This is a genomic window from Paenibacillus sp. (genome assembly GCF_035645195.1).
GTDB lineage: Bacteria > Bacillota > Bacilli > Paenibacillales > YIM-B00363 > Paenibacillus_AE.
Genome location: NZ_DASQNA010000052.1, coordinates 15,687 through 38,944 on the forward strand (window position 1 = coordinate 15,687; position 23,258 = coordinate 38,944).

At 62.2% G+C, this 23,258-nt stretch carries 22 protein-coding genes; all 22 read left to right on the top strand.

All coding sequences use genetic code 11. The features are described 5' to 3' along the window. Nucleotides 1-39 precede the first annotated feature (39 nt). The 22 genes from VE009_RS26755 (at nucleotide 40) to VE009_RS26860 (ending at nucleotide 23,252) form a co-directional block, all read left to right on the top strand. The gene (locus tag VE009_RS26755) at nucleotides 40-1,011 is read left to right on the top strand and encodes a metal-dependent hydrolase (protein ID WP_325013121.1); all 972 of its coding nucleotides are present in this window, start codon (nucleotides 40-42) and stop codon (nucleotides 1,009-1,011) included. A gap of 102 nt (nucleotides 1,012-1,113) precedes the next feature. Beyond that, nucleotides 1,114-2,802, top strand: coding sequence for a GspE/PulE family protein (locus VE009_RS26760; protein ID WP_325013123.1), 1,689 nt, complete (start codon nucleotides 1,114-1,116; stop codon nucleotides 2,800-2,802). A gap of 58 nt (nucleotides 2,803-2,860) precedes the next feature. Further along, a complete protein-coding gene (locus VE009_RS26765; protein ID WP_325013125.1) occupies nucleotides 2,861-3,913 on the top strand; it encodes a type IV pilus twitching motility protein PilT in 1,053 nt (350 codons plus the stop codon). A gap of 16 nt (nucleotides 3,914-3,929) precedes the next feature. Then, nucleotides 3,930-5,138: a type II secretion system F family protein gene (locus VE009_RS26770; RefSeq protein WP_325013127.1), complete on the top strand. Its 1,209-nt coding sequence runs from the start codon at nucleotides 3,930-3,932 to the stop codon at nucleotides 5,136-5,138. Nucleotides 5,139-5,161: 23 nt separating this feature from the next. Beyond that, nucleotides 5,162-5,524, top strand: a complete 363-nt coding sequence (locus tag VE009_RS26775) for a competence type IV pilus major pilin ComGC (RefSeq protein ID WP_325013129.1) — start codon at nucleotides 5,162-5,164, stop codon at nucleotides 5,522-5,524. A 70-nt stretch (nucleotides 5,525-5,594) separates the two neighbouring features. After that, nucleotides 5,595-6,362, top strand: a complete 768-nt coding sequence (locus VE009_RS26780) for a prepilin peptidase (protein ID WP_325013131.1) — start codon at nucleotides 5,595-5,597, stop codon at nucleotides 6,360-6,362. A gap of 100 nt (nucleotides 6,363-6,462) precedes the next feature. Beyond that, nucleotides 6,463-7,569, top strand: a complete 1,107-nt coding sequence (pilM, locus tag VE009_RS26785) for a type IV pilus biogenesis protein PilM (RefSeq protein ID WP_325013133.1) — start codon at nucleotides 6,463-6,465, stop codon at nucleotides 7,567-7,569. Further along, nucleotides 7,569-8,429: a hypothetical protein gene (locus VE009_RS26790; protein WP_325013135.1), complete on the top strand. Its 861-nt coding sequence runs from the start codon at nucleotides 7,569-7,571 to the stop codon at nucleotides 8,427-8,429. Before pilM ends, VE009_RS26790 begins: the two co-directional genes overlap by 1 nt. After that, nucleotides 8,426-9,238, top strand: a complete 813-nt coding sequence (locus VE009_RS26795) for a hypothetical protein (RefSeq protein ID WP_325013138.1) — start codon at nucleotides 8,426-8,428, stop codon at nucleotides 9,236-9,238. The genes VE009_RS26790 and VE009_RS26795 overlap by 4 nt, the downstream gene beginning before the upstream one ends. A gap of 1 nt (nucleotide 9,239) precedes the next feature. After that, the gene (locus tag VE009_RS26800) at nucleotides 9,240-9,857 is read left to right on the top strand and encodes a copper amine oxidase N-terminal domain-containing protein (protein ID WP_325013140.1); all 618 of its coding nucleotides are present in this window, start codon (nucleotides 9,240-9,242) and stop codon (nucleotides 9,855-9,857) included. A 19-nt stretch (nucleotides 9,858-9,876) separates the two neighbouring features. Next, on the top strand, nucleotides 9,877-10,266 hold the full coding sequence (locus tag VE009_RS26805) for a type IV pilus modification PilV family protein (RefSeq protein ID WP_325013142.1): 390 nt from the start codon (nucleotides 9,877-9,879) through the stop codon (nucleotides 10,264-10,266). Next, complete coding sequence (locus VE009_RS26810; protein ID WP_325013144.1) at nucleotides 10,263-10,859, top strand: PulJ/GspJ family protein; 597 nt, start codon at nucleotides 10,263-10,265, stop codon at nucleotides 10,857-10,859. Before VE009_RS26805 ends, VE009_RS26810 begins: the two co-directional genes overlap by 4 nt. An 18-nt stretch (nucleotides 10,860-10,877) precedes the next feature. After that, nucleotides 10,878-12,206: a hypothetical protein gene (locus VE009_RS26815; RefSeq protein WP_325013146.1), complete on the top strand. Its 1,329-nt coding sequence runs from the start codon at nucleotides 10,878-10,880 to the stop codon at nucleotides 12,204-12,206. 201 nt (nucleotides 12,207-12,407) lie between these two features. Continuing rightward, nucleotides 12,408-13,649 carry a molybdopterin-dependent oxidoreductase gene (locus tag VE009_RS26820; RefSeq protein ID WP_325013148.1) on the top strand — a complete coding sequence of 414 codons (1,242 nt, stop codon included), beginning with the start codon at nucleotides 12,408-12,410 and terminating at the stop codon, nucleotides 13,647-13,649. Nucleotides 13,650-13,749: 100 nt separating this feature from the next. Next, entirely contained in the window at nucleotides 13,750-13,965 is a 216-nt protein-coding gene (locus VE009_RS26825; protein ID WP_325013150.1) for a hypothetical protein, read from the top strand. 326 nt (nucleotides 13,966-14,291) lie between these two features. Next, complete coding sequence (locus VE009_RS26830) at nucleotides 14,292-16,580, top strand: DEAD/DEAH box helicase (RefSeq protein WP_325013152.1); 2,289 nt, start codon at nucleotides 14,292-14,294, stop codon at nucleotides 16,578-16,580. Further along, nucleotides 16,577-17,845 (top strand): ribonuclease H-like domain-containing protein, encoded by a 1,269-nt coding sequence (locus tag VE009_RS26835; RefSeq protein WP_325013153.1) that lies wholly within the window; start codon nucleotides 16,577-16,579, stop codon nucleotides 17,843-17,845. Before VE009_RS26830 ends, VE009_RS26835 begins: the two co-directional genes overlap by 4 nt. A gap of 64 nt (nucleotides 17,846-17,909) precedes the next feature. After that, the gene (gene mutM / locus VE009_RS26840) at nucleotides 17,910-18,719 is read left to right on the top strand and encodes a bifunctional DNA-formamidopyrimidine glycosylase/DNA-(apurinic or apyrimidinic site) lyase (protein ID WP_325013155.1); all 810 of its coding nucleotides are present in this window, start codon (nucleotides 17,910-17,912) and stop codon (nucleotides 18,717-18,719) included. A gap of 11 nt (nucleotides 18,720-18,730) precedes the next feature. Next, nucleotides 18,731-19,570: a deoxyribonuclease IV gene (locus VE009_RS26845; RefSeq protein WP_325013157.1), complete on the top strand. Its 840-nt coding sequence runs from the start codon at nucleotides 18,731-18,733 to the stop codon at nucleotides 19,568-19,570. Between the two features lie 77 nt (nucleotides 19,571-19,647). Beyond that, nucleotides 19,648-20,415 carry an ABC transporter ATP-binding protein gene (locus tag VE009_RS26850; protein WP_325013159.1) on the top strand — a complete coding sequence of 256 codons (768 nt, stop codon included), beginning with the start codon at nucleotides 19,648-19,650 and terminating at the stop codon, nucleotides 20,413-20,415. Further along, nucleotides 20,391-21,467, top strand: a complete 1,077-nt coding sequence (locus VE009_RS26855; protein WP_325013161.1) for an SAM-dependent methyltransferase — start codon at nucleotides 20,391-20,393, stop codon at nucleotides 21,465-21,467. Before VE009_RS26850 ends, VE009_RS26855 begins: the two co-directional genes overlap by 25 nt. Nucleotides 21,468-21,626: 159 nt before the next feature. Next, a complete protein-coding gene (locus tag VE009_RS26860) occupies nucleotides 21,627-23,252 on the top strand; it encodes a serine/threonine-protein kinase (protein WP_325013163.1) in 1,626 nt (541 codons plus the stop codon). The last annotated feature ends 6 nt before the right edge of the window (nucleotides 23,253-23,258 follow it).

The window sequence follows — 23,258 nt, forward strand, 5'->3', positions numbered from 1 at the left end:
GCTGAAGGCGACGAAACTTTGCAAGGAGGACGGATCGACATGGATACGGCGAGTCATGTATTGTTCGGGGCGACGATGACGGGGTTAGCGATGACAGATCCCGCGATCGCGGCTCACCCGGAACGATTCGGTTTCGTGCTGGCTGCGATGGTGCTAAGCTCCCACGCGCCCGATTTCGACACAGTCGTGAGACTGAGAGGACGCAGCGCGTATTTGCGCTGGCATCGCGGCGTTACGCATTCGATTCCCGCACTGTTTGCATGGCCTTTGCTGCCGTTCCTCGCTTACGCGTACGCGTTCGGCACGGACGTCGCCGGGGTCCACTTGTACGCATGGTGCTTCGCAGCGGTGCTCTGGCATGTCGTCTTGGACGCGCTGAATGGATACGGGGTGCAGTGTCTGCGTCCGTTCACGCGGAGATGGGTCCATCTCGACGTGCTGACGCTGTGGGATCCGTTTTTGTTTGCGATTCATGGGGCCGCGCTGGCGCTGTGGGCCGCCGGCGCCGTGGAACCGTACCCGACATTTCCCGCTTTGTATGCACTGACGTTCCTATATATCGGCCTGCGCGGCTGGCGGCGGCGCCGCTGGCTGCAACGCATTCGCGAAGCGTTCCGCGCGGAGGGCGTGTGTTACGTCATGCCTTGCCTGCATTGGTGGCGATGGGCGTTCCTCGCCGAACGGGAGGACCGCTTCGTCAGCGGGTTTATTCGTGATGGGCGGGTCGAGGTCGCCGGAACGGTCATGAAAAGCGCCTCTTCGGAGACCGATCCGTGGGTCCAGGCATCGAAGTCGGCGGATGCGGTGGACGCGTTCCTCGGCTTCGCCGCTCGGGCGCATGTCGACGTGAGGGAGACGGAGGAAGGCTGCGAGGTGCGGTGGAGCGACGTACGGTTTCACTTCGGCGGGAAGCTGCCGTTCGGCGTCGAGGTGAAGTTCGACCGCGACCGGCGCATCGTGTCCGAGTCGATCGGCTGGCGCAAAAAGGTGTGGGAAGGACCTTACGTTTGACGCGCTTATTTTGCAATTGACCGTATTAATTTTTATGTGCTTTAATTATACGCAACCTCAACTGATTGCACGAATCGACATTTTTCGCGGGAGGACCAAGACATGAGCATACAGCCGCAACCGCGAAAACGAATCGGGGATTTGCTGGTCGAAGCCGGCGTACTGACCGCCGAGAGGCTGCAGCAGGCCCTTCAAGAGCAAAAAGAATCGAAGCTGAGACTGGGCGACCTGCTCATTCAACGGGGATACGTGTCCGAGCAGCAGTTCATCCAAGTCCTCGAGTTTCAGCTCGGCATCCCTCATGTTCAGTTGTTCCGCCAAAAAATCGAACAAAAAGTCATTAACATGATTCCGCAGCGCCTCGCGGAACAGCATACGGTCATTCCGCTGCGCGTCGAAGGCAATAAGCTGGTCGTCGCCATGGCGGATCCGCTCGATTATTTCGCGATCGACGAGCTGCGCATGAGCACGGGCTTCCGTATCGAACCCGTGCTCGCCTCCCGCGACGAAATGAAGCGAGGCATCAAACGGTTTTACGGCCTGCAGGAGAACGTCGAGCAGATCATGCAAAACCTCCAGTCTCGCGAAACGACGGAGGACGCCGCGGCCGCAGCGCCGGCGGAAGACGATTCGCCGGTCGTTAAAACCGTGAATCAAATTATCTTGACCGCCGTTCAAAACGGGGCGAGCGACATTCACATCGACCCGCAGGAAGATTCGCTGCGCATCCGGTACCGCATCGACGGCGTCATGCGGACGGAACAGACGCTGCCGCCTCACATGCAGGGGGTCATCGTCGCGCGGATCAAGATTATGGCGAATTTGAACGTCGCCGAGCGGCGTCAGCCGCAAGACGGCCGGGTCGAAATGGATATCCAATACCGCAAGGTAGATATTCGGATTTCGACGATGCCGACGATTCACGGCGAGAAGGTCGTCATGCGGGTGCTCGATCTCGGCAACGCGCTGACCGACATCGAGAAGCTGGGTTTTTCCGATCACAATTTGGCGCTGTTCCGCTCCTGCATCTCTAGCGCGTACGGCGTCGTATTGATCACCGGTCCGACGGGAAGCGGGAAAACGACGACGCTGTATTCCGCCTTGTCGCAGCTGAACGGGGAAGAGGTCAATATATTGACCGTCGAAGATCCGGTGGAATATCAGCTCCACGGCGTTAACCAAGTACAGGTCAACCCGCAGACGGGTCTTACGTTCGCGGTCGGGCTCCGGGCGATGCTGCGTCAAGATCCGAACATCATCATGGTCGGGGAAATTCGCGACGCGGAAACGGCCGAAATCGCGATCCGGGCCGCCATGACCGGCCACTTGGTGCTAAGCACGTTACATACGAACACGGCGATCAACGCAGTGACCCGTTTGATCGATATGAACGTCGAACCGTTCCTGATCTCATCGTCGCTGAAAGGCGTCGTCGCGCAGCGGCTCGTCCGGCACGTCTGCTCGAAATGCGCGGCGCCGTACGCGCCGAAACCCGAAGAGCGGGAGATGCTCGAAGCGAACGGCTTCGGCGTCGAAGGGCTGCGGCGCGGCGCCGGCTGCGAGGATTGCGGCCGGACGGGCTATCGCGGGCGGATTGCTATCCACGAGGTGCTGACGCTTGACGACGAGCTCCGGTCGATGATTTTGCGGCGCCGGTCGGATAACGAATATCGGCAGTACGCGCTGAAGCGCGGGTTCGTGCCGATGCTCGCGGACGGCCTCGCCAAAGTCGCCAAAGGCTTTACGACCGTGGAAGAAATTTTGCGCGTCACGAGCGGAGATTCGGTGTAGGTCCGAAGGACCGCCCGGTTTCGCTATCCATAGACTCACAGAGGAGAAGGATGTCGCCATGGAAACCCAGCTGCAGATGGACCGTTTGCTTCGCTACGCGCACGAGAGAGGCGCCTCCGACGTACATATTACGGCCGGTGCTCCCCCGATGTTCCGGATCCACGGCGACATGCAGCCCGCCGGGAGCGAGCCGCTGACGCCGCTCGCCGCGATGGAACTGACGAAACAGCTGCTGACGCAGGAACAGTACGAAGCGTTCCTCTCGCGCGGCGATTTCGACGGTTCGTACGGCATCGAAGGCGTCGCCCGGTTCCGGGTGAACGCGTACCGGCAGCGGGGTAACGCGTCGCTGACGATCCGGATCATTCCGACGCACATTCCGCCGCTCGAGAGGCTCGGCCTGCCGCCCGGCGTGCTCGATTTCGTGAACAAGCCGCAAGGACTGCTGCTCGTCACCGGACCGACGGGAAGCGGGAAATCGACGACGCTCGCCGCGATGATCGATTATATCAACCAAACGCGCAGCGAACATATTATCACGCTCGAGGATCCGATCGAATTCGTGCATCCGAACAAACGCTGCATCGTCAATCAGCGGGAAATCGGCGTCGACACGGCCTCGTTCGGCGTCGGCCTGCGGGCGGCGCTCCGGCAAGATCCCGACGTCATTCTCGTCGGCGAAATGCGAGATTTGGAGACGATCTCGACCGCCATCACCGCCGCGGAAACGGGTCATCTCGTGTTCGGTACGCTTCATACCGCCGACGCTCCGCAGACGATCGACCGGATCATCGACGTCTTCCCGCCGGAAGCGCAGCAGCAGATCCGCGTGCAGCTCGCGGCGGTGCTGATCGGCGTCGTCGCGCAGCGGCTGCTTCCGAGGGCGGACGGCTCGGGCCGCGTCGCCGCGATGGAGGTGCTCGTCGGCACGCCGGCGGTCGCGAACTTAATCCGTACGGAGAAGGTGCATCAAATCCGGTCGGTCATGCAGACGGGCAGAGCCCAAGGCATGCAGACGATGGAGACGGCGCTGCGGGAGTTGGTGCAGCAGCGCGTCGTAACGATGGAGACCGCGAAGGAAGCGCTATTCGGCTTCGGGGAATTGGGATAGGCGAGGGGAACGGCGCATGGGGAAGTTCAAATACGTGGCCGTCGACCAATACGGCATTTATTCGAAAGGCACCCTCGAAGCCGCTTCGCTCGCGAATGCGGTGGAGACGCTTCGGGAAAGAGGGCTATGGGCGATTCGCTGCTTCGATCCGGGATCCAGCATTTGGCACCGGGAGCTGAAGCTCGGCGGCCCGAGGGTGAAGACGCAGCATTTCACCGTGTTTTGCCGGCAGCTCTCGACGTTGTACAAGTCCGGCGTCAATATGGTGGAAGCGGTCAAGGCGCTGTCCGAGCAGACGGAGAGCAAGGAATTCCGCAAGGTGCTCGCGAGCGTCGCGGAAGACTTGAAGCGAGGGTCGCAGCTGTCGGCTGCGGCGGCGCAGTTTCCGACCGTGTTCGGCAACGTATTCGTCAGCATGGTGCGCGCCGGGGAAGCGAGCGGCAATCTGGACGAGATGCTGCTGCGGCTGGCGGTGTTTTACGAGAAGGAGCACAACACGCGGGAGAAGGTGAAGTCCGCGATGGTGTACCCTGCGCTCATGCTCGTCATTATGGCGGTGGTCGTTACCGCGATGATGCTGTTCATCATCCCGCGTTTTATCGCAACGTTCGACTCGATGGGCCTGCAGCTGCCGCTGCCGACGCGCATCGTCATCGCGATTAGCCATTTCGTGCAGGCGAATTGGCCGGCCGTCATCGGAGCGTTGTTCGTGCCGACATTGATCTCTAGCGCGGTGAAGAGGCTGCCGAAAGGGACGTATGCGCTCGATTGGCTGAGGCTGAAAGCGCCCGTATTCGGCGCATTGGCGCAAAAGCAGGCCCTCGCCCGGTTCGCCCGCGTGTTCAGCTCGTTGTACGGCGCGGCGATCCCGATGCTGCAGTCGCTGTCGATCGTAGCCTCCGTCGTCGACAACGAGGTCATCTCCCGGGTAATCCTGAACTCCCGGGAGCAGATCCGCAGCGGCGATTCGATCGCGGAGCCGTACCGGTCGTCCTGGGTGTTTCCGCCGATGGTCGTGCAGATGCTGGCGATCGGCGAAAAATCGGGGGCGCTCGATTCGATGATGGAAAAAGTGGCGGATTTTTACGAAGCCGAAGTCGATCAAACGACCGACCGGTTAAAATCGGCGCTCGAACCGCTTATGATCGTGGCGCTTGCGGCGGTCGTCGGAGGCATCGTGTTAGCGGTCATGCTCCCGACGTTCCAGCTGTTTGACAATATATAATTTCTACACAGGGAGAGAGCCGCATGAAAAAGCTGCTGAAAAATCAAAAAGGATTGACGTTGGTCGAGCTGTTGGCGGTTATTGTGATTTTAGGCGTGATCGCGGCGATCGCGGTACCGTCGATCGGGGGGATTATCGCAAACTCGAAAACTTCGGCGGACACGCAATCCGTTGCTTTAATTAAAGAAGCTGCCGAGCGTTACGCTTACGATAAAAACCTAGCTACTTCCGTTACGTCAGTAACCATTGCAGATTTGGTGAGCAACGGATATCTCAAGAGCGCTCCGGTAGAACAAGCCACCGGGAAAGCCTACACTACTGTAGCGGTTGCCTGGGCGAATGCCACGGGGTGGACTGCCGGAAGCGTGGCTGTGGCGGCGCAATAACGGTTATTCGCAAGTCAGTAAAAAAGGTAACTCACTCGAGTTGCCTTTTTTCACATAAGGAGCAATTCCCATGGAACAGCTGCATCTCTGGTTCGCGGCGGCGCTCGGGGCGTTCGGGCTCTTGATCGGCAGCTTTTTGAACGTCGTCGCGATCCGCGCGCTAAACAAACAATCGATCGTGTACCCGCCTTCGCATTGCGTGCACTGCAAGCACCGATTACGGGCATGGGACTTAATCCCCCTGCTCAGCTACGCGGCGCTTCGGGGGCGGTGCCGCTACTGCCGAACGCGGATCTCGGCCGCGTATCCGATCGGCGAAGCGGCGACGGCCGCGCTGTTTTTCTGGACGGGCCTTCGGTTCGGGCCGTTCGACCCGGAATGGCTCGCGGGGGCGCTGCTGTGCGCCGTGCTCGTCGCCGTCGTGCACACGGATCTGAAGGCGATGCTCATTCCGGATCGAATCGTGTTCCCGGCGGTCGCGCTCGCGGCGCTGCTTCGCGCGTTCGTTCATCCGCTTCCGCTATGGAACTATGCGCTCGCCGCAGCGGTCGGGTTCGGCGTGCTGTACTTGCTCGCCGTCGTCAGCAAAGGCGGAATGGGCGGCGGGGATATCAAGCTGTATTTGTTCATCGGATTGACGTGCGGCTTTGCGGCGACGCTGCTGTCGCTGTTCGCGGCAAGCTTGTTCGGCACGCTTTACGGAATCGCCGCGCGGCTAGCCGGCCGGACGGAGCGAGGGCGTCCGATTCCGTTCGGTCCGTTCATCGCGGCCGGGGCGATTTTGTCGTTTTTTTACGGTCAAGCTTGGATCGAGGCATACTTGGGTCTTTGGATATAAAAACGGGTACCGGACCTTATGCACTTATGCGATAATGTAGAATTATGTAGAAAAGTGTAAAAACGTGGCGAACAACTTAGATAGACAGGGGGGGCGGGGCATGCTTTGGACTCAAGCGAAGGAAGCGCTGCTTCCGTTATTTCATTCCCGCTCTCTCGGCATCGAAATTACCGACCGCGAAGCGCGTTGGATCGAGCTGGACCGCATCGGAAGCGGGAGCGCGGACGTCGTCGCGATGGATACGGAACCGCTGCTCGAGGGAGCGGTCGACGAAGGGCGCATTTTGCAGCCGCAAGCGGTCATCCAAGCGCTGCAGACGCTGCGCCAGCGGACGGGGAGCCGCACGAAGAAGGTTCATCTGCTGCTGCCGAGCACGGTGACGATGGTCCGGTTTTTGACGCTGCCGGACGTACCGGCGAAAGACCTGAAGAAGATGATCGATTTCGAGCTGCGCTTCAACATTCCGCTGCCGTTCGACAAGCCGTACTACGACTTCGCGAAGCTGCCCGCGGCGCGTACGATTGCGAGCAGTCCCGAGACGGCGCCGGCGATCGAGCCGAACGCATGGAATCTCGGCATGCAGGAGGCCGCCGCGGCGTCGGAGCCGGAGGACGGCGGCAAGCCGGCGAAGCAGTGCGAGGTCATGATCGTCGCGGCGCCGCTCGAGACGATTGAGGAGTATGCTTCCGTCGTTCGGTCGGCGGGGCTGCGGCCCGCCAGCATTGAAATTAAGGCGCTGTCGCTGTTCCGCGTCGCGGAACGGCTGACGCCGCTCGATGCGAACGCGACGATCGTCATGATCGACATTACGTCGACGTACGCGGATATCGGTATTTACCGCGAAGGGGCGCTGCGGATTACGAGGAATAAACCGATTCGATTTCCGGACATGCCAAACAAGGCGGAAGATGCGGACGATTGGACTCGCTTCGAATTCCAGAGCGCCTGTCAAGATTTAGCGTCGGAGGTCGAGCGATTCATTAACTTCTATCGGTATTCGCTGAACAATCGCGATCACGAGGTGCAGCAGCTGCTGCTCTCCGGAGAGCCTGCCCGGCTCGGCGACATCGCCGCATTTTTCGCGGAGCGGTTTCCGTTCGAAACGCGCGAGCTCCGCTTCGACGGCGGGCTGCGCATTCCCGCCGGCGCGCCGAATGTCCTCCGATTCGTCGGTCCGCTCGGACTGGCGCTAAGGGGGCGAGCATGATGATGAAGCCGATTAACCTGCTGCCGCGCAAACCGTTCTGGGAAGAGCGGTTCGTGCCGCTGTTCGGGGGGCTCGCCGCCGCGTACGCTTTGTCCGCCGCGCTGCTGGCGTTCGGCGCTTCGTCGGCCGACCAGGCGCGCATCCGGGACGAGGCGGAAATCGACGAACTGCTCATTCAGATGGTGCTGCTTCGTCAGGAGCGCATGCCGGCGCCGGAGGCGCTGCGTTTCGAGCAGTACCGGAATATCGTCGGCGCCGTCGAAGGGCAGCGATACGATTGGCCTTCGACGCTGCGCGACATCGCCGCGCCGCTGCCGGGCGCAGCCCGGTTGGCGAACGCCGCGTACGACTCCGCCGAGGCAAGCGTCGCGGTCGTTGCGCATTTCAAGGCGATGAAAGACGTCGCTGCATATGTGGACGCGCTGAAGACGTCCGGTGCGTTCGAAGACGTGCTGATCACGGCACTGACGACCGAAACGGCCACGCTCGCCGAGGAAGCGCCCGCGGCAGCGTCTGCCGCGGATCCGGCTGCTGCGTTCCAGCCGTCGGACGATCCGCTGCTGGCCGAGCTCGAGTGGATCATTTTCCGCGAGGCGGTCCTCCAAGAAAGCGGGGTCGCGCTGCCGAAGGACAGTCCTTCGGCAGAGGCGCCGGTTGACGAGCGGCTCCAGGGGGCGTTCACCGCGGAAGAAATCGCGAGCGCCTGGGAAGCGGCGAGCCGATATCGAGCCGCCGAGGCGCCGGTCGCGGCGCCGGTCGAGCCGGCGTCCGTTACGTATTACCGCGTCGAGCTGGCGCTTCGCGCGGCCGGCATACAGCCGAGCGTCGCCGCCGGCTCGGGTGAGGGGGTCGGCCCGTGATCAGCAAGCAGCAATGGACACAGCTCAGGGGAGCGCTGCGGCGGCCGAAGGTCGCCCTGCTGCTCGTCGCCCTCCTCGGCGCGGCGCCGTCGATCGCGATTTTGATCGAAGCGTATGCGCCCGCCGTCCAAGCGCAGCTGCAGACCGCCGCGGAGGCGGAGCGGCTGCGCGCGCAGCGCGCGGAGCTGACGGCGACGCCGATTCCGGCGCCGTTCCGGCCGGAGGACATGGGCTCGTGGCTCGCCAAAGTGCCAGTCGAGAATAATCACGCAGCGCTGCTGCAGATGTTGTTGGCCATCGAGGCGGAAAGCGGCGGCCGCATCAACAGCTTCACGGTCGAAGACGAGGAGACGGAGCCCGGAAACGTGCTGGATGCGCTCGCTGCGGCGCAGGCGTCCCAACAGCAGCAGACGGAAGACGTGCAGGAAGCTTCCGCTTCGCCGTCGCCGGATCAAGCCGCCGGGGCCGTTCCTTCGGACCGCCTTGTTTCCGAGATGGCGACGGTAGAGGTGTCCGGTTCGTATGCCCAGGTGATGGGCTTTTGGGAGCGGCTGACCCGAGCGGAACGGATCGTCGTCGTCCGGGACTGGGAGCTGACGACAGCCGCCGCTTCGGCGCCGGCGGGCGAGGACGGATCGGGCGTCGTCGGGCTGCGGATCAGCTTTTATACGTATACCGCCCCGGCGTTCGCCGATTTGGCGGAGGCTGCCGTCCCGCCTCGGGCGGAAGGCGCGCCGAAACGCGAGGATCCGACGCTCAGCAACGAACGCTTTTACGAACAACTTGCCGAATCGCAGGAAGGGGAATAACATGCGCCGAACCCGCTCTTGGATTATACCGCTCGTCGTGGCGGCGTCGTTCGCCGTTTCCGGCATCGCTTGGGCGGAAGGGCGTTATCGGAAAATCGAGGCGTTCTTCGAGAGTATCGATTTCCGCATCAACGGTCAGACAACGAAAGTCGACAAAGAATCGCTGATTTACAACGGCTCGATCTACGTTCCGCTGCGCACCGTCTCCGAGCTGCTCGGGGCGGAACCGTTCTGGGACGCCACGACGCGAACGGTATCGCTCGAATTCGTCGGCAACGACGCGGACATGCTCGGAAGCGCCGTGGAATACGGTTTTTATCAATACATCTCCATGGAGCACAACCGGATCGTCGCCAGTTTGGCTCAGCATTTGCGGGCAGGGGACGCGGCGGGCATCCGCGCGGACATCGAGGGATGGGGTCGTTTGCGCGACATCGCGCTCGATCTGAAGGACGAGCGGGCGGCCGACAGCTTCGACAAACTGATGGTCGCGGCGGACGTGCTGCGCACGGGATGGGCGAACAAAAATTTCGAGCAGTACACGGTCGCTTGGGAGCTGCTGCGTTCCGCGTACGCCGAGCTGCGCGGGCATTTGACGGAGAAGCTGTCCGAGCAATGACGACAAGGGGGGGACGGGCATGCCGATACGCAACGAACGCGGGGTCACGCTGATCGAAGCGGTGGCGGCGATGCTTGTCCTCAGCGTCGTCGTCATCGTTTTCTTGAACGTATCCGGTTATTCCGCGCTGGCGGGGCGGCAAGCCGACAAACAGCAGGAGGCGCGGCGGATCGCGGAGGAGCAGCTTCATCAGTGGAGAGCGCTGCTTCTTGAGGATCCGAGTCCGTCACTGCCGTACGCGTCGACGACGCAGGGCTACGCGGTCTACATCCAAAGCGCTTCGGTCGGCAACGTGCAGTACGAGACTTCCGCGTTCGGTTCGCGGCACGTCTCGCTGCAAGCGTTCGCGCTCCTCGGGGGACAGCCCGAGGTCGTCACCGTAACGGTGTCGTGGGAGGGCGGGCCATGATGCGGCCGCTGCGCAACGAGCGCGGCCTGACGCTCATCGAACTGCTTGCCTCGCTTGTGATCGGCGCGATCGTGCTGGCCGCCGCCACGACGGTGCTCGGCTCCGTCTCCCATTGGTTCGCGACGTCGGGACAGCGCGCCGCGGATCGAGCCGACGTCGACCGGACGATGCAAGCGCTCGCCGCGGAGCTCGGGAGCGCGAGTCGGGCCGTTTATTTCGACGCACTGGGAGAAATTCGATACGTTACAGGGGACGGAGTTTCCGTCGTTTACAAAGCCGCCGTTTTCGACGAGACTACCGGGACCGTTACGGTATATCGTTTCGGCGATGCCTCGCGTTTTACCGACGGAACGGTATCGTTGACGAGCCGCCCGGGGATGTATGCGGCGCCTATGCCGCTCGGGGGTAACTTGGACTCAATCGTTTTCGAGATTCAGGGAGTCGATTCCGGCACAGCGGCAAGCAACGGCGAATTGATCGAGATCGAGGCGGCGTTCCAGATCGCGCAGGTAACGAATGCGGGGGTAACGCGAACGTCGTTACAACCCGAGCGAAGAATCGTGAAATTGCTCGACGAGAACGGGGCGAATTAAACCGAAGGAGGCGCGGCCATGAACCGGATACGGAACGAACGGGGCGGCGCCTCCCTCATGTACGTCACCATGATCGCGCTGGTGCTGATGATCGTGACGCCGGCGATTTTGGCGGCGACCTCGAACGAAACGCTGCGGCGGAAGACCGACGGCAATGCGTTGGCCGCGTCGCAGCTGGCCGTCAGCGCGATGGAGACGTTTCTCGCGTATTTATACAAGTATGACAGGGACGAACATGGGACCGACCCGGTAGCGTATGTGAGGCAATATAAGGGATTGAACGAGGTTGCTTTTTTGACGCCCGAGGGGGCTCAAGTAAAAGTCAGCATTACGTTCGACGACGATCCGGACGGGGATGGCGAATACCAGGTCCAAGCGATCGCCAGGGTCGGAACGGATGTACTAGAAAGATCAAAAACCGTTGCTTACGCTCTGAAGCCTCCGACCGCCCCTTCGTCGGGACCGGCTCCGGATGACGAAGGGCGATACGCCGTGCCGGAGGAGTATTCGGGCATTTTCGTCCAAACGGACAAAACGGCGGCCGGCGTGCCGCAAACGATCGCCGTCGACCAAACGATCGCGAATCTTGAGACGATTATCGGTAACATAATCGATGCGAAGGCCGAGGAAGTGAACCGAACGTTCGCGCTGTACGACGAGGGCGTGACGAGTCCGCCGCCGATCGTGCTGAAGATGGGCGCCCTCAGAATCGATCAAAACGTCGTGTACGGTTCGTCGTCGGCTCCGGTTATCCTGATTGCGGACAGCGTAACATATTCGAAAAAGGCCGACGTCACCGTGTACGGCAGCCTGCTCGTGCGGACGAACGTGCTGTTCGACGGCGCGAATTCGTCGATGACGGTATACAGCGTCGGAGGGCAATACGGGGACATGTTCGTCAAAGGAAGCGTCAGCGGGAACAATGCCTTAAAGATCGACGTTAGCGGCGACCTCTACGCCGGATCGATGAACTACTTGCAGACGGCCAATTCGGTTGAAATCAGCGCAGATACCTTGACGGTGCAAAATCAATTTTCGCTGGAAAACAGCGTCAAGCTCACAGTCACACATGACGTTTCGGTGGGCAGCATGGTCGTGAAAAACAACTCCACCTTGACCGCGACGGCGGGCGATTTTCTGGTGGAGACGAATTTCACGGCGCATAACAACGTCACGATCTCGACGGGAGGCATCGTCGCCTCCGGCGGCGATTTTACCATAATGCAAGGCAATTCGACGATCGAGACCGGCGGGGGAACGACGTCGATCGTCGACATTGCGAAACAGATCGACGACAGCGGGACGACGGTTCCGGGGACGGGCTGGGTCATTAAGAGGGAAGGATAATTCGCCGGAAGCCGGCGTTATAGGGCGATTCGCTTCGGCGGGTCGCCTATTGCCGTTGCGGGAAAGTTCCGGAAGGAACGCTAGTCAGGCGGCTCTTTATTAGGTAAAATTTGCCCAAAGGGGTTTCTCTGAACAGATTCGATTTATCTGATTAAAATTTCATTGTATTAAATATTAAAAACATTAATAGTTTGGGGGGGGATGGCGGTGCGGCCGCTCAAATCGTATACGAGTCGGACGGGACGAAAGCTGAAAACGATTCACGCGTGGAACGCGTGGCTGCTGCTCGGGTTGGCGGTTTCGGGAATCGTATTGTATTTGCCGGCGCTGCGGGGCGCGACCGCTCCGGTGCGGGTCGCGCTGAAGGAAGGGCATATTTGGGCCGGCCTCGTTTCGATTGCGCTGGTGCTGCTGTATTTGCCGTTCCTTCCGAAACACGCGAAGCGCTTGCGGGGGAAGCCTGCGCAAACGGCGAATTTAGCGATCGTGCTGCTGCTGCTGCTCGGGTGGAGCGCGTCCGGCGTGATCCTATGGCTGGAGCGGTCGATGCCCCCCGGGGCGACGTCCTTCGCGCTGCGCATGCATGACTGGCTGACGTGGATCGGCGTTCCGTATGCGATATTCCATGCCGTGACGCGGAGCCGATGGGTCCGAGAGCGGGCGGCTGCCCGTTCGAAGGAGGAAGAAGCGGCGGAGCGGAGCTTCGATCGATACGACGGAAGCCGGCGCGCATTGGTGAAGGCCGGAGTCGCGGCGGCCGCCGCGCTGATCGCCGGTCCTCTCGCATACCGATGGCTGAGGCGGGTCGGCGAACCGGGCGGCATGACGGCGGCGGAGGTTGCTTCGCGATCGGCGTCCGCCGGGAACGGTCAAGAGCTGCTCGTGCCGCTGCCCGAATCGAAACCGCCGATCGGGGGCGGTGCGGAAGGCCAATTCCGCATTTATACCGTCGCGCCGATTCCGAAATTCGACGCGTCCGCATGGAAGTTCACGATCGACGGCTTCGTCGACCGACCGCTCTCCTTCGATTGGAAAACGTTCGCGGAGCTGCCGAGGAAGGTTCAAGTAAGCGATTTCCACTGCGTGACCGGTTGGTCCGTTTATCGCGCGACATGGGAAGGAATTCCCCTCAAGGAGCTGCTGGCGTCGGCGGGCGTAGGGGCGGGGGCGAAATACGTGAAGTTTTATTCGGGGGACGGGGTCTACACGGACGCGCTGTCGCTCGAGCAAGCGGAGGCGGACGATATTATGGTCGCGGCTTTGATCGACGGCAGCCCGATTCCGGAAGACTTAGGCGGGCCGGTAAGATTGATCGTGCCGCGCATGTATGCGTACAAATCGGTGAAATGGCTCGAGCGCATCGAGCTGATCGATGCCGGACATATCGGGTATTGGCAAGAGCGAGGATACGACGTGGATGCATGGGTTCCCGGAGCCGGTTGAACGCAGCCGAACCGAAACCGACCGGAGACCGTAATAGAAACGAAGCCTTTGGGAACACTACCCATTACCTTACCATTTACCACAGGGGGGCTTCATTCGCATGCAATTCAACCGATACGACATGGCCGTCATCGAGCAGGCGCTGCGCGAGGCGATCAACCAAGGCGCGGATTACCACAAGGTGACGACGTACCAGACGGTGCTCGGCAAGCTGCAGGAAATGCACGACGTCGACGCTCAGACAACGATGGGACCGCCGGCGGACGGGTTCCGGTACGATTACGACGACAGCGCGGATACGGGCGTACAAGGATAGTTTCCCGGGAAACCGCAGGAAGCGACAACGCAAAACGTATAATCGACAAAGTATTCTAACAATTTCGACAACAGTTGATTCGTTTGGACATCGCCACGCCGCGGCCTCGCGCCGTTTCGACTTTCGAGTCGGGAAATGCCCGCGGCGCGGTACGCCGAAACGATTGACCCCCACAGGATCCCCTCGCGGCATTCGGCCCATATCGTCCGATGCCGGAGGGGATTTTTCATTGGCCGGAACACCGACGGAGCGGGTCATTTATCCCTACCAACCGAACGTACATTCTGGTATAATGGATTCATGCATTCGAGTGGGGGAAAATCGGCATGAACCGTTTAACAGGCAAAGTCTCCTCGATGGAGGAGCTCTTGGAACTTATAAAATCGACGCCGGAAATTATGAAGAACGTGACCGAATGGCGGACGCTGCCGCCCCGGCCGGCGAAGTACGCCGAATTTCCGGAAGGGCTTCGGCCGGAGCTGCGCGCCGCCCTGGAAGAGAAGGGCATCACGAAGCTGTATACGCACCAAGCGTCGGCGTTCCGCGCGATCCGGAAGGGGCGCCACATCGTCACGGTGACGCCGACGGCTTCCGGCAAGACGCTTACATACAATTTGCCCGTCATTCAGCAGCTGCTCGAGGACGACAGCTCGCGAGCGCTGTATTTGTTCCCGACGAAGGCGCTCGCGCAGGATCAAGTCGCCGAGCTGCAGGAGACGGTCGACCGGATGGGCGTCGATCTGAAGACGCACACCTACGACGGCGACACGCCGCCGACGGTCCGCGCCGCGATTCGCAACGCCGGCCATATCGTCGTGACGAATCCGGACATGCTGCACTCCGCGATTCTTCCGCATCATACGAAATGGGTCAAGCTGTTCGAAAATTTGAAATTTATCGTCATCGACGAAGTGCATTCGTACCGGGGCGTATTCGGCAGCCACGTCGCGAACGTCATCCGCAGGCTGAAGCGCATCTGCGCGTTTTACGGCTCGAAGCCTCAGTTCATTTGCGCGTCGGCGACGATCGCGAACCCGAAGGAGCACGCCGAGAAGCTGATCGGGGAGCCGATGGAGCTGATCGACGACAACGGCGCGCCGTCGGGGGAGAAGCACTTCGTGTTCTACAACCCGCCGGTCGTCAATCAGCAGCTCGGCATCCGCAAATCGAGCGTGCTGGAGACGCAGCGGCTTGCGGCGTTGCTGCTGAAGCAGGGCATTCAGACGATCGTGTTCGCGCGAAGCCGCGTTCGGGTCGAAATTTTGCTGACATATTTGCAGGATCTCGTACGCAAGGACCTCGGGCCGAAGACGATCCGCGGCTACCGCGGCGGGTACTTGCCGAAGCAGCGGCGGGAAATCGAGCGAGGGCTGCGCAACGGCGAAATTCGCGGCGTCGTGTCGACGAACGCGCTCGAGCTCGGCATCGATATCGGCCAGCTGCAGGCCTGCGTATTGAACGGCTTCCCCGGAACGATCGCGAGCACGTGGCAGCAGTCCGGCCGCGCCGGACGCCGCCACGAAACGGCCGTCACGTTCCTTGTCGCGAGCAGCAATCCTCTGGACCAGTACGTGATCCAAAATCCGGACTACTTCTTCGAGCGGACGCCGGAGCATGCGCGCATCCACCCGGACAACTTGCTCGTGCTGCTCGACCATGTGAAGTGCGCGGCGTACGAGCTTCCTTTTCAGGAAGGGGATACGTTCGGAGAGGAGAAGCTGTCCGATCTGCTCGAGTTTCTCGTCGAGGAGCGCGTCCTGCATCGCAACGGCGGCAAATACTTTTGGATGGAGCAGCATTTTCCGGCGAACAACATTTCGCTGCGGACCGCGGCTCAGGAAAATATCATCATCATCGACATGACGCATGAGCACCGGGTCATCGGCGAGGTCGACCGATTCAGCGCGCCGACGCTCGTCCATGAAGAAGCGATTTACATTCACGAAGGCGTCCAATACCAGGTCGAAAAGCTCGATTACGAGGAGAAAAAGGCGTACGTGCGCGAGGTCGACGTCGATTATTTCACGGATGCGAATTTGGCGGTCGATCTGAACATCCTGCACGAGGACCGTTCGCGCCCGGGCGGCGCCGGACACACGACGCATTACGGAGATGTGACAGTGAACGCGAGAGCGACGATTTTCAAAAAAATCAAGATGCGCACGCATGAAAATATCGGCGCGGGACCGATCCATCTGCCGGAGGAAGAACTGCATACGAGCTCGTATTGGATTACGTTCGACGACGAGCTCGGCGGCATGAAGACGGCGAACGACCTGCAGTTCGCGCTGCTCGGCCTTTCGAACGTGCTCATTCACATCGCCCCGCTGTGGCTGATGTGCGATCCGTTCGACATCCGCGTCGTGCCGCAGGTGAAGGCGAAGCAGTCGAAGCGGCCGACGATCTTTTTCTACGACCGGTATCCCGGCGGGGTGGGACTCGCCGAGCGGCTGTTCGAGACGCACGGCGAGCTGCTCGCGGAAGCGCGGCGCATCATTGCCGGCTGCTCGTGCCTGAGCGGCTGTCCGGCGTGCGTCGGCCCGATCGAAGAGGTCGGCCTGCTCGGCAAATCGCTCGCGCTCGAGCTCGTCGACCGGATGGCGGGGCGCGCATGAGCGGCGGGCTGCGGGAGCGGCTCGGCCGGCTGACGCGCAGCGCGGGCGGCGGCGAGAAGGAGCGGCCCGCGGCCCCGGCGCCGCAACAGGAGCCTGAAGCGGAGGAATGGGCGCGCCTCGGCTTCGAGCTGCGCCCGGGGCCGGAGGGCGCCTGTCTCGTCCGCGACGCCGTATACGGCGCAGCGCATCGGCACGGCGACTTCGCGGTCGCCGACCTCGGCGAGCTCGGCGGCGCTTTGTCGCGGCTCGACCCTGCCGGCCGCGTCGTCGAGCCGGAAGGACTGTTGTTCCTCGATACGGAGACGACGGGGCTCGGCCAAGGAGCCGGCAACGTGCCGTTCCTGATCGGCGCCGGCTGGTGGACGCCGGGCGGGTTTACGGTGCGGCAATATTTGATTCGCCATCCCGGCGAGGAGGCGGCGATGCTCGGCATGCTTTCCGAGCTGCTGCCGCGGTTCACGCATCTCGTGACGTACAACGGCCGCACGTTCGACTGGCCCCTCGTCAAAAACCGGTACGTCCTGCACCGGATGCCGCAGCCGAAAGATCCGGCGCATTTCGACTTCTTGTACCCGTCGCGCAGCTTGTGGCGGACGACGATGCCGTCCGTCCGCCTCGGCGCGGTCGAGGAGGCGAAGCTAGGCGTCTTTCGCGTGGACGACGTCCCGGGATCGATGGCGCCGGCGCTCTATTTCCAATATCTCGCAGAGCGCGACGTGTCGGTGCTGGAAGGCGTCGTGCGCCATAACGAGACGGATATCGTCACGCTGCTCGCGCTCGCGATCCATTTCGGCCGGCTGCTGGACGCTCGCGTGGAGCTCGATGCGCTGCCTGCGGCCGAGCTTATTCGGCTCGCGCTGTGGTACGAGCGGCTCGGTTTCGAGGCGGAGGCGGTGTCCGCCGTCGACGCGCTCGCGCGCCGGCCGGCGATCGATGCGAGCGACGCGTGGGAAGAGGCGGCGCAGTTTTACAAGCGGCGCAAGCGGTGGGACGACGCGGTGCGGCTGTGGCGCGCGATCGCGGAGGAGCACGCCGGCCGGTTCGCCGCCCGGCTCGAGCCGTACATCGAGCTCGCCGTCGCGTACGAGCACCGGATCAAGGACGTGAACGCGGCGCTGCAGTGGACGGACGAAGCGCTGCGGCTCGCGGAGCAGCGGCTGTCGCTCGCGCGCGCGGGCGGCGACGCGCGGCTGCGCGAGCTGCTTCGCGAGCTGCGCAAGCGCAAGGAGCGGCTCGCACGGAAAAGCGGCGCGACGTCATTGTAGCGAGGCATAATCCGGCAGGTCGGCAGGCAATCTAATCCAAACGGACTTGAGAGGATGGATCGCCGTGCCGGAGCTGCCGGAGATGGAGACGTATCGAAGCCAACTGAACGAACGCATCGCGGGGCGCGCCGTCGCCGCGGCGGAGGTCGGGCGCGAACGGACGGTGAACGTGCCCGTCGACCAATTTATCGAACGCGTGCAGGGCCGGACGATCGAGCGCATCGACCGACGCGCCAAGATGCTTCTGTTCCGCCTTGACAACGGCGATACGCTGCTGCTGCATTTGATGCTCGGCGGTTCGATGTTTTACGGAACGACGGAGGAGGCGCCGGACCGAACGGCGCAGGTGACGCTTTCGTTCGGAGAGCGGAAGCTGTTTTTCCACGGGCTGCGGCTCGGGTATTTACATATTTACGACGAGGCCGAGCTGACGGAGAAGCTGTCGAAGCTCGGCCCCGATCCGCTCGACGCCGGCTTCGGGGCGGAGGAGTTCGCGGCGGCGCTGCGGCGTTCGCGCGGGGCGCTGAAGACGGCGCTGACCGACCAAAGCGTCATCGCCGGCATCGGCAACTGCTACGCCGACGAAATGTGCTTCGCCGCCGCGATCAAGCCGCTGCGCCGGATGGCGGACATCGCCGCCGCGGAGCTGCGAACGCTGTTCACCGCGATGCATTCGACGTTCGCGGAAGCGATTCGCTACGGCGGTTATATGGAATCGCCGTTCTTCGCGGGGGATGCGCTGACGGGCGGCTACAACGATCGCTGCAAGGTGTACGATCGCGGGGACGAGCCGTGCTACCGATGCGGGAGCTTGATCGTCAAAACCGAAAGCAGCGGCCGCAAAGTGTTTTATTGCGACCGCTGTCAGCGTTAGGGGGTGCCGCCATGACGAAATTGAGGCATGTCGGCTGTCATATCAGCATCAAGCACGGCTATTCGGGCGCCGCGCAGACGGCGGCCGCGATCGGGGCGACGGCGTTTCAATATTTTCCGAAAAATCCGCGCGGTCTCGCCATTAAAGACTTCAGCGCCGCCGACGCGGCCGCCTGCGCCGCGTTGTGCCGGGAGCGGGGCATTCGCAGCATCGCGCATACGACGTACGCGACGAACCTTGCGGCCGAAGGCGCGCTGCGGGAGCCGACGATCCGCTCGCTCCGCAACGACCTCGAAATCGCGGAAGCGTGCGGCTCTGTCGGCGTCGTCGTCCATTTCGGCAAATGGAAGGGCGGCAAAGATCCGCTGGAAGGATATAAAATCATCATTTCCGCGCTGAACGAAACGCTCGACGGCTGGAACGGCAGCGCGCTGCTGCTCATCGAAAACCAAGCCGGCGAAGGGACGAGCATCGGCGCGACGATGGAAGAGCACGTCAGCATACGCCAATTGACCGCTTATCCGGAGAAAATCGGTTTTTGCCTCGATACGTGCCATCTGTTCGCGAGCGGAGTATGGAACGGCGACAACTGGCGGGAGCTGCTGGAGAACGGCCGCGCGATCGGTTATATGGAGCATTTGAAGGCGCTCCATTTGAACGATTCCGTGTACCCGACCGGGGCGCGCCGCGACCGGCACGCCAACATCGGCGCGGGAGCGATCGGGGCCGAACCGCTGGCCGAGCTGCTGCGTTCGAGCGAGTTCGCCGCGCTGCCGGTCGTGCTCGAGACGCCCGTCCCGGTCGAGTCTTCGCATCAAGCGGAAATCGAATTCGTCCGAACGCTCGCGTAAATCGGCATTTGCTTGCAATTCGTTCGCCCGAGCGATACACTTCCCTACGAGATGGATGTGCGGGGGGAAGAGAAACGATGATTCGGCTGACGGACGTCGCGTTTATTCGCGAGGAACGGACGATTTTGGACGGAGTGAATTGGCAGGTCGAGAAGGGCGAGCATTGGGCGCTGCTCGGGCGGAACGGCTCGGGCAAGACGACGCTGCTCGAAATCGTGAACGGATATCAATTCCCGTCGAAGGGACGGGTCGAGGTGCTCGGCGCCTTGTACGGCAGGGTCGACTTGCGCGAACAGCGCAAGCGGATCGGATACATCAGCCAATCGCTGTTCGAGAAGCTGACGCCGCGAGATCCGCTGTGGGAAGCGGTCGCGACCGGAGAAAGCGCGAATTTGCGGTTTTATGAGCGTATTCCGGAGGAACTGAAGGAGCGCACCTATGCGCGGCTGCGGCAGTTCGGCCTCGAGCGGCTCGCCGACAACCCCGTCGGCACGCTGTCGCAGGGCGAACGGAAGAAGGCGCTGCTGGCGCGGGCGCTCATGGGCGAGCCCGAGCTGCTTGTGTTGGACGAGCCGTGCTCGGGTCTCGATTTATACCAGCGGGAGCAATATTTGGAGGTTGTGAACGACATCGCGGCGGAGACGACGCTGCTCTACGTCACGCACCATATGGAAGAAATCGTGCCGGCGCTCACGCATGTCGCGCTGCTGAAGGACGGCCGGCTGACGGCGGCGGGACCGAAGCGCGAGGTGCTCACCGAAGCGACGATCGAGGAAGCGTACGACGTGCCGGTCGCGCTGGAATGGGAGGGAGAACGTCCTTGGATTCGAGTGAAACGACGATAGAACAAAGCTCCGAAGGCGGATCCAGTACGTGGATCGCGACGTCGAACCGCGGCTTCGGGAAACTGGCGGCGAACGAGCTGCAGCGGCTGTTCGGCCGCGCGAAGACGCAATCGCTGTCGCCGGGCGACGTGTTCCGGTTCGAGGTGGACGTCTCGAGAGAAGAGGCGATCCGGCGCATCCGCGAGCAGGAGCCGATTTTCGTTAGACATGTGCAGCCGGCGATGCGCGTGATTCCGATCGGCGAAGACGCGGACGAGCTGCTGGCCGCGATCCGCTCCGTCGTCGCGGAAGCCGACGCGCCGCTGCGCGGCTGCAAGGTCGCGGTGCAGGCGCGCAAGGCGGAGGCGCCCCAGACGCCGAAAGCGCCGATCCAGCCGATCGACGTGAAGCGCGTCGCCGACGAGGCGCTGACGAACGCGCACGGCGCCATTCCGGTCGTGCGCGACATGGAATACGTCGTGTCCGTCTATTTGGCGCGCGAAGCGGCATATATCGGTTGGTCGACGCCGGAAGAGAATCTGTCTTCGTGGTCGGGAGGCGCGATCCATTTCCGCAAGGAAGACGCCGACATCTCCCGCGCGAAATACAAGCTGATGGAAGCGGAAGACGTGTTCGGCATCGATTTCGACCGTTATCACAGCGCGCTGGACGTCGGGGCCGCGCCGGGCGGCTGGTCTTCGTTTCTGCTGGAGCGAGGGCTGCGCGTAACCGCGGTCGATCCGGCGGACATGCATCCGTCGCTCATGCGCGAGCACGGCTTTACGTATTTGCGCAAGAACGCCGCCGACGTCAAGTTCGAGCCGGATTCGTTCGACTTGCTCGTCAGCGACATGAGCTGGGACCCGATCCGGATGGCCGAGCTCGTGAAGCGGCTGCTGCCTTCGGTGTCGCGCGACGGGCTCGTCCTGACGACGGTGAAGCTGATGCACGGCAAAGCGTTCGCCACGCTGCGCGAGGTGACCGCCGTCATGGAGCCTGAAGCGAAGCTCGTCAAGGCGAAGCAGCTGTTCCACAACCGAGAAGAGCTGACGTGCTTGTGGCGGAAGCGGTAAGCGCGCGCGAACGAATCGGTCCGGACGAACCGCATCAAGACAGGGATTGACGTTGGGCCGGGCCCCAATTATACTTATTTTTAGCAGACCAGCGTACGGGCTTCCCGTGCGCCGGTCTGCTTTTGTTTTGCGGCAAGTTGTGGAGAAAGGGGGGACATCATGGACGAACAGGATCGTACAGAACCGTTCCGCTCGGGCGACGTCGTCGGTGGGCGCTACCGGATCGTGCGCAGGCTCGGGGAAGGCGGCATGGGCCGCGTCTATTTGGCGGACGATTTGCGGCTCGCCGGACAGCAATGGGCGCTCAAATGGGTGCCGCGGGACGGCCGCGATCCGTCGCAGCCGGAGAAGGAAGCGGCGATCATGACGTCGCTGAAGCATCCTTCCTTGCCTCGGATCGTCGATTATTTCAGCGTCGACGACGCGGGCCACGGCTGTCTCGTCATGGACTATTTGGAAGGGGAGACGCTGCTGCAGCGCTCCGCCGCGCACGCTCACGCGCTGCCGTGGACGACGGTCGTGCATTACGGGGCGCAGCTTTGCGACCTTCTCGGCTATTTGCATACGCTCGACAGCCCGATCGTCTTCCGGGACGTCAAGCCGTCGAACGTCATCGTCGGTCCCGACGACCGCGTTCGTCTGATCGATTTCGGCATCGCCCGTACGTACAAAGAAGGGAAATCGTCGGATACGGTGCACGTCGGGTCGGTCGGCTTCGCCGCTCCGGAGCTGCTCGCGGGCCGGCAGACGGATCACCGCGCCGACCTGTACTCGCTCGGCAGCATGCTTTATTTTTTGCTGAGCGGAGGGCAATTTTACAATTTTACGAAGCAGCCGATCGAGGAGTGGAACGATGCGCTGCCGGAAGGATTGACGGCGGCGCTCCGGCGGCTGCTGGCGGAAGATCCGGAGGAACGGTTTCCGGACGCCGGCGCGGCGAAAGAGGCGCTGCTCGCGTCCGGAGGGAAGGCGGGCGCCGCGGGACCGGCCGCGGCCTCGACGTCGCCGCCGCCCGCTTCGGGGCGCCGGTGCATCGTAACGGTGTACGGATTGTTTCCGAAGGCGGGCGCGACGTTCCTCGCCGCGGCGATCGCGAGGCTGGCGTCCGAGCGGCGAAGGCGAACGTCGTACGTCGCCTTCCCCTGGTCGGAAAGCGACGGCTTTTTGCGCATGCTGGCCGAAACGAAGGGAAGCGGAGGCGAGTGGCGGGAAGGCGACGCGGTGTGGCAGGTCGGCTTTCGCGAGACGGAAGCGGAAGGCAGCTTCGACGTCGCTATGCTCTATAAGACATTGTTCGAGACGAAAGGCGAAGTCGCGGTGTTCGACGTGCCGTCATCGGCGCCTCCGGCGGCCGCGGAAGCGTTGTTCCGCGTGTCCGACGTCGTCGTCGCGGTAGCCGCTCCCGATCCGGGCGGCTTGCGCTCGGTGTCGGCGGCGGACAATTGGCGGCGGTTGAATGCCTGCGCCGGCGAAGGACGCGTCGAATGGGTCGCGAACCGGATGCCGGAGGCCGTTCGTTTGCCAGACTTCTTCAAGCTGTTTTCCGTGCGTCCGGCGGCGGTCGTGCCCGAATTTCCGTACGAGCGGAACGTCGGCGCGAGATGGAGCGGGAAGCTGCTGATCGACGAGGCGGACGTCCGCGAACAGCTGGCGGACCGATTGGCCCCGCTGCTTCATCGTTTGGCTCCCGAGACGGAACGGCCGAAAAAGTGGAAGTCTTCCGCCAAAAGGTGGCTTGCCAAAAAATGGTCGATCGACTATAATAAAGACAAATTTCATCCATAACGATTG

What these genes read in the sequence shown, in the direction of transcription:
- VE009_RS26755 (WP_325013121.1), top strand. Translation starts at nt 40, where the DNA reads ATGGATACGGCGAGTCATGTATTGTTCGGGGCGACGATGACGGGGTTA.
- VE009_RS26760 (WP_325013123.1), top strand. Translation starts at nt 1,114, where the DNA reads ATGAGCATACAGCCGCAACCGCGAAAACGAATCGGGGATTTGCTGGTC.
- VE009_RS26765 (WP_325013125.1), top strand. Translation starts at nt 2,861, where the DNA reads ATGGAAACCCAGCTGCAGATGGACCGTTTGCTTCGCTACGCGCACGAG.
- VE009_RS26770 (WP_325013127.1), top strand. Translation starts at nt 3,930, where the DNA reads ATGGGGAAGTTCAAATACGTGGCCGTCGACCAATACGGCATTTATTCG.
- VE009_RS26775 (WP_325013129.1), top strand. Translation starts at nt 5,162, where the DNA reads ATGAAAAAGCTGCTGAAAAATCAAAAAGGATTGACGTTGGTCGAGCTG.
- VE009_RS26780 (WP_325013131.1), top strand. Translation starts at nt 5,595, where the DNA reads ATGGAACAGCTGCATCTCTGGTTCGCGGCGGCGCTCGGGGCGTTCGGG.
- pilM (WP_325013133.1), top strand. Translation starts at nt 6,463, where the DNA reads ATGCTTTGGACTCAAGCGAAGGAAGCGCTGCTTCCGTTATTTCATTCC.
- VE009_RS26790 (WP_325013135.1), top strand. Translation starts at nt 7,569, where the DNA reads ATGATGAAGCCGATTAACCTGCTGCCGCGCAAACCGTTCTGGGAAGAG.
- VE009_RS26800 (WP_325013140.1), top strand. Translation starts at nt 9,240, where the DNA reads ATGCGCCGAACCCGCTCTTGGATTATACCGCTCGTCGTGGCGGCGTCG.
- VE009_RS26805 (WP_325013142.1), top strand. Translation starts at nt 9,877, where the DNA reads ATGCCGATACGCAACGAACGCGGGGTCACGCTGATCGAAGCGGTGGCG.
- VE009_RS26810 (WP_325013144.1), top strand. Translation starts at nt 10,263, where the DNA reads ATGATGCGGCCGCTGCGCAACGAGCGCGGCCTGACGCTCATCGAACTG.
- VE009_RS26815 (WP_325013146.1), top strand. Translation starts at nt 10,878, where the DNA reads ATGAACCGGATACGGAACGAACGGGGCGGCGCCTCCCTCATGTACGTC.
- VE009_RS26820 (WP_325013148.1), top strand. Translation starts at nt 12,408, where the DNA reads ATGGCGGTGCGGCCGCTCAAATCGTATACGAGTCGGACGGGACGAAAG.
- VE009_RS26825 (WP_325013150.1), top strand. Translation starts at nt 13,750, where the DNA reads ATGCAATTCAACCGATACGACATGGCCGTCATCGAGCAGGCGCTGCGC.
- VE009_RS26830 (WP_325013152.1), top strand. Translation starts at nt 14,292, where the DNA reads ATGAACCGTTTAACAGGCAAAGTCTCCTCGATGGAGGAGCTCTTGGAA.
- VE009_RS26835 (WP_325013153.1), top strand. Translation starts at nt 16,577, where the DNA reads ATGAGCGGCGGGCTGCGGGAGCGGCTCGGCCGGCTGACGCGCAGCGCG.
- VE009_RS26845 (WP_325013157.1), top strand. Translation starts at nt 18,731, where the DNA reads ATGACGAAATTGAGGCATGTCGGCTGTCATATCAGCATCAAGCACGGC.
- VE009_RS26850 (WP_325013159.1), top strand. Translation starts at nt 19,648, where the DNA reads ATGATTCGGCTGACGGACGTCGCGTTTATTCGCGAGGAACGGACGATT.
- VE009_RS26860 (WP_325013163.1), top strand. Translation starts at nt 21,627, where the DNA reads ATGGACGAACAGGATCGTACAGAACCGTTCCGCTCGGGCGACGTCGTC.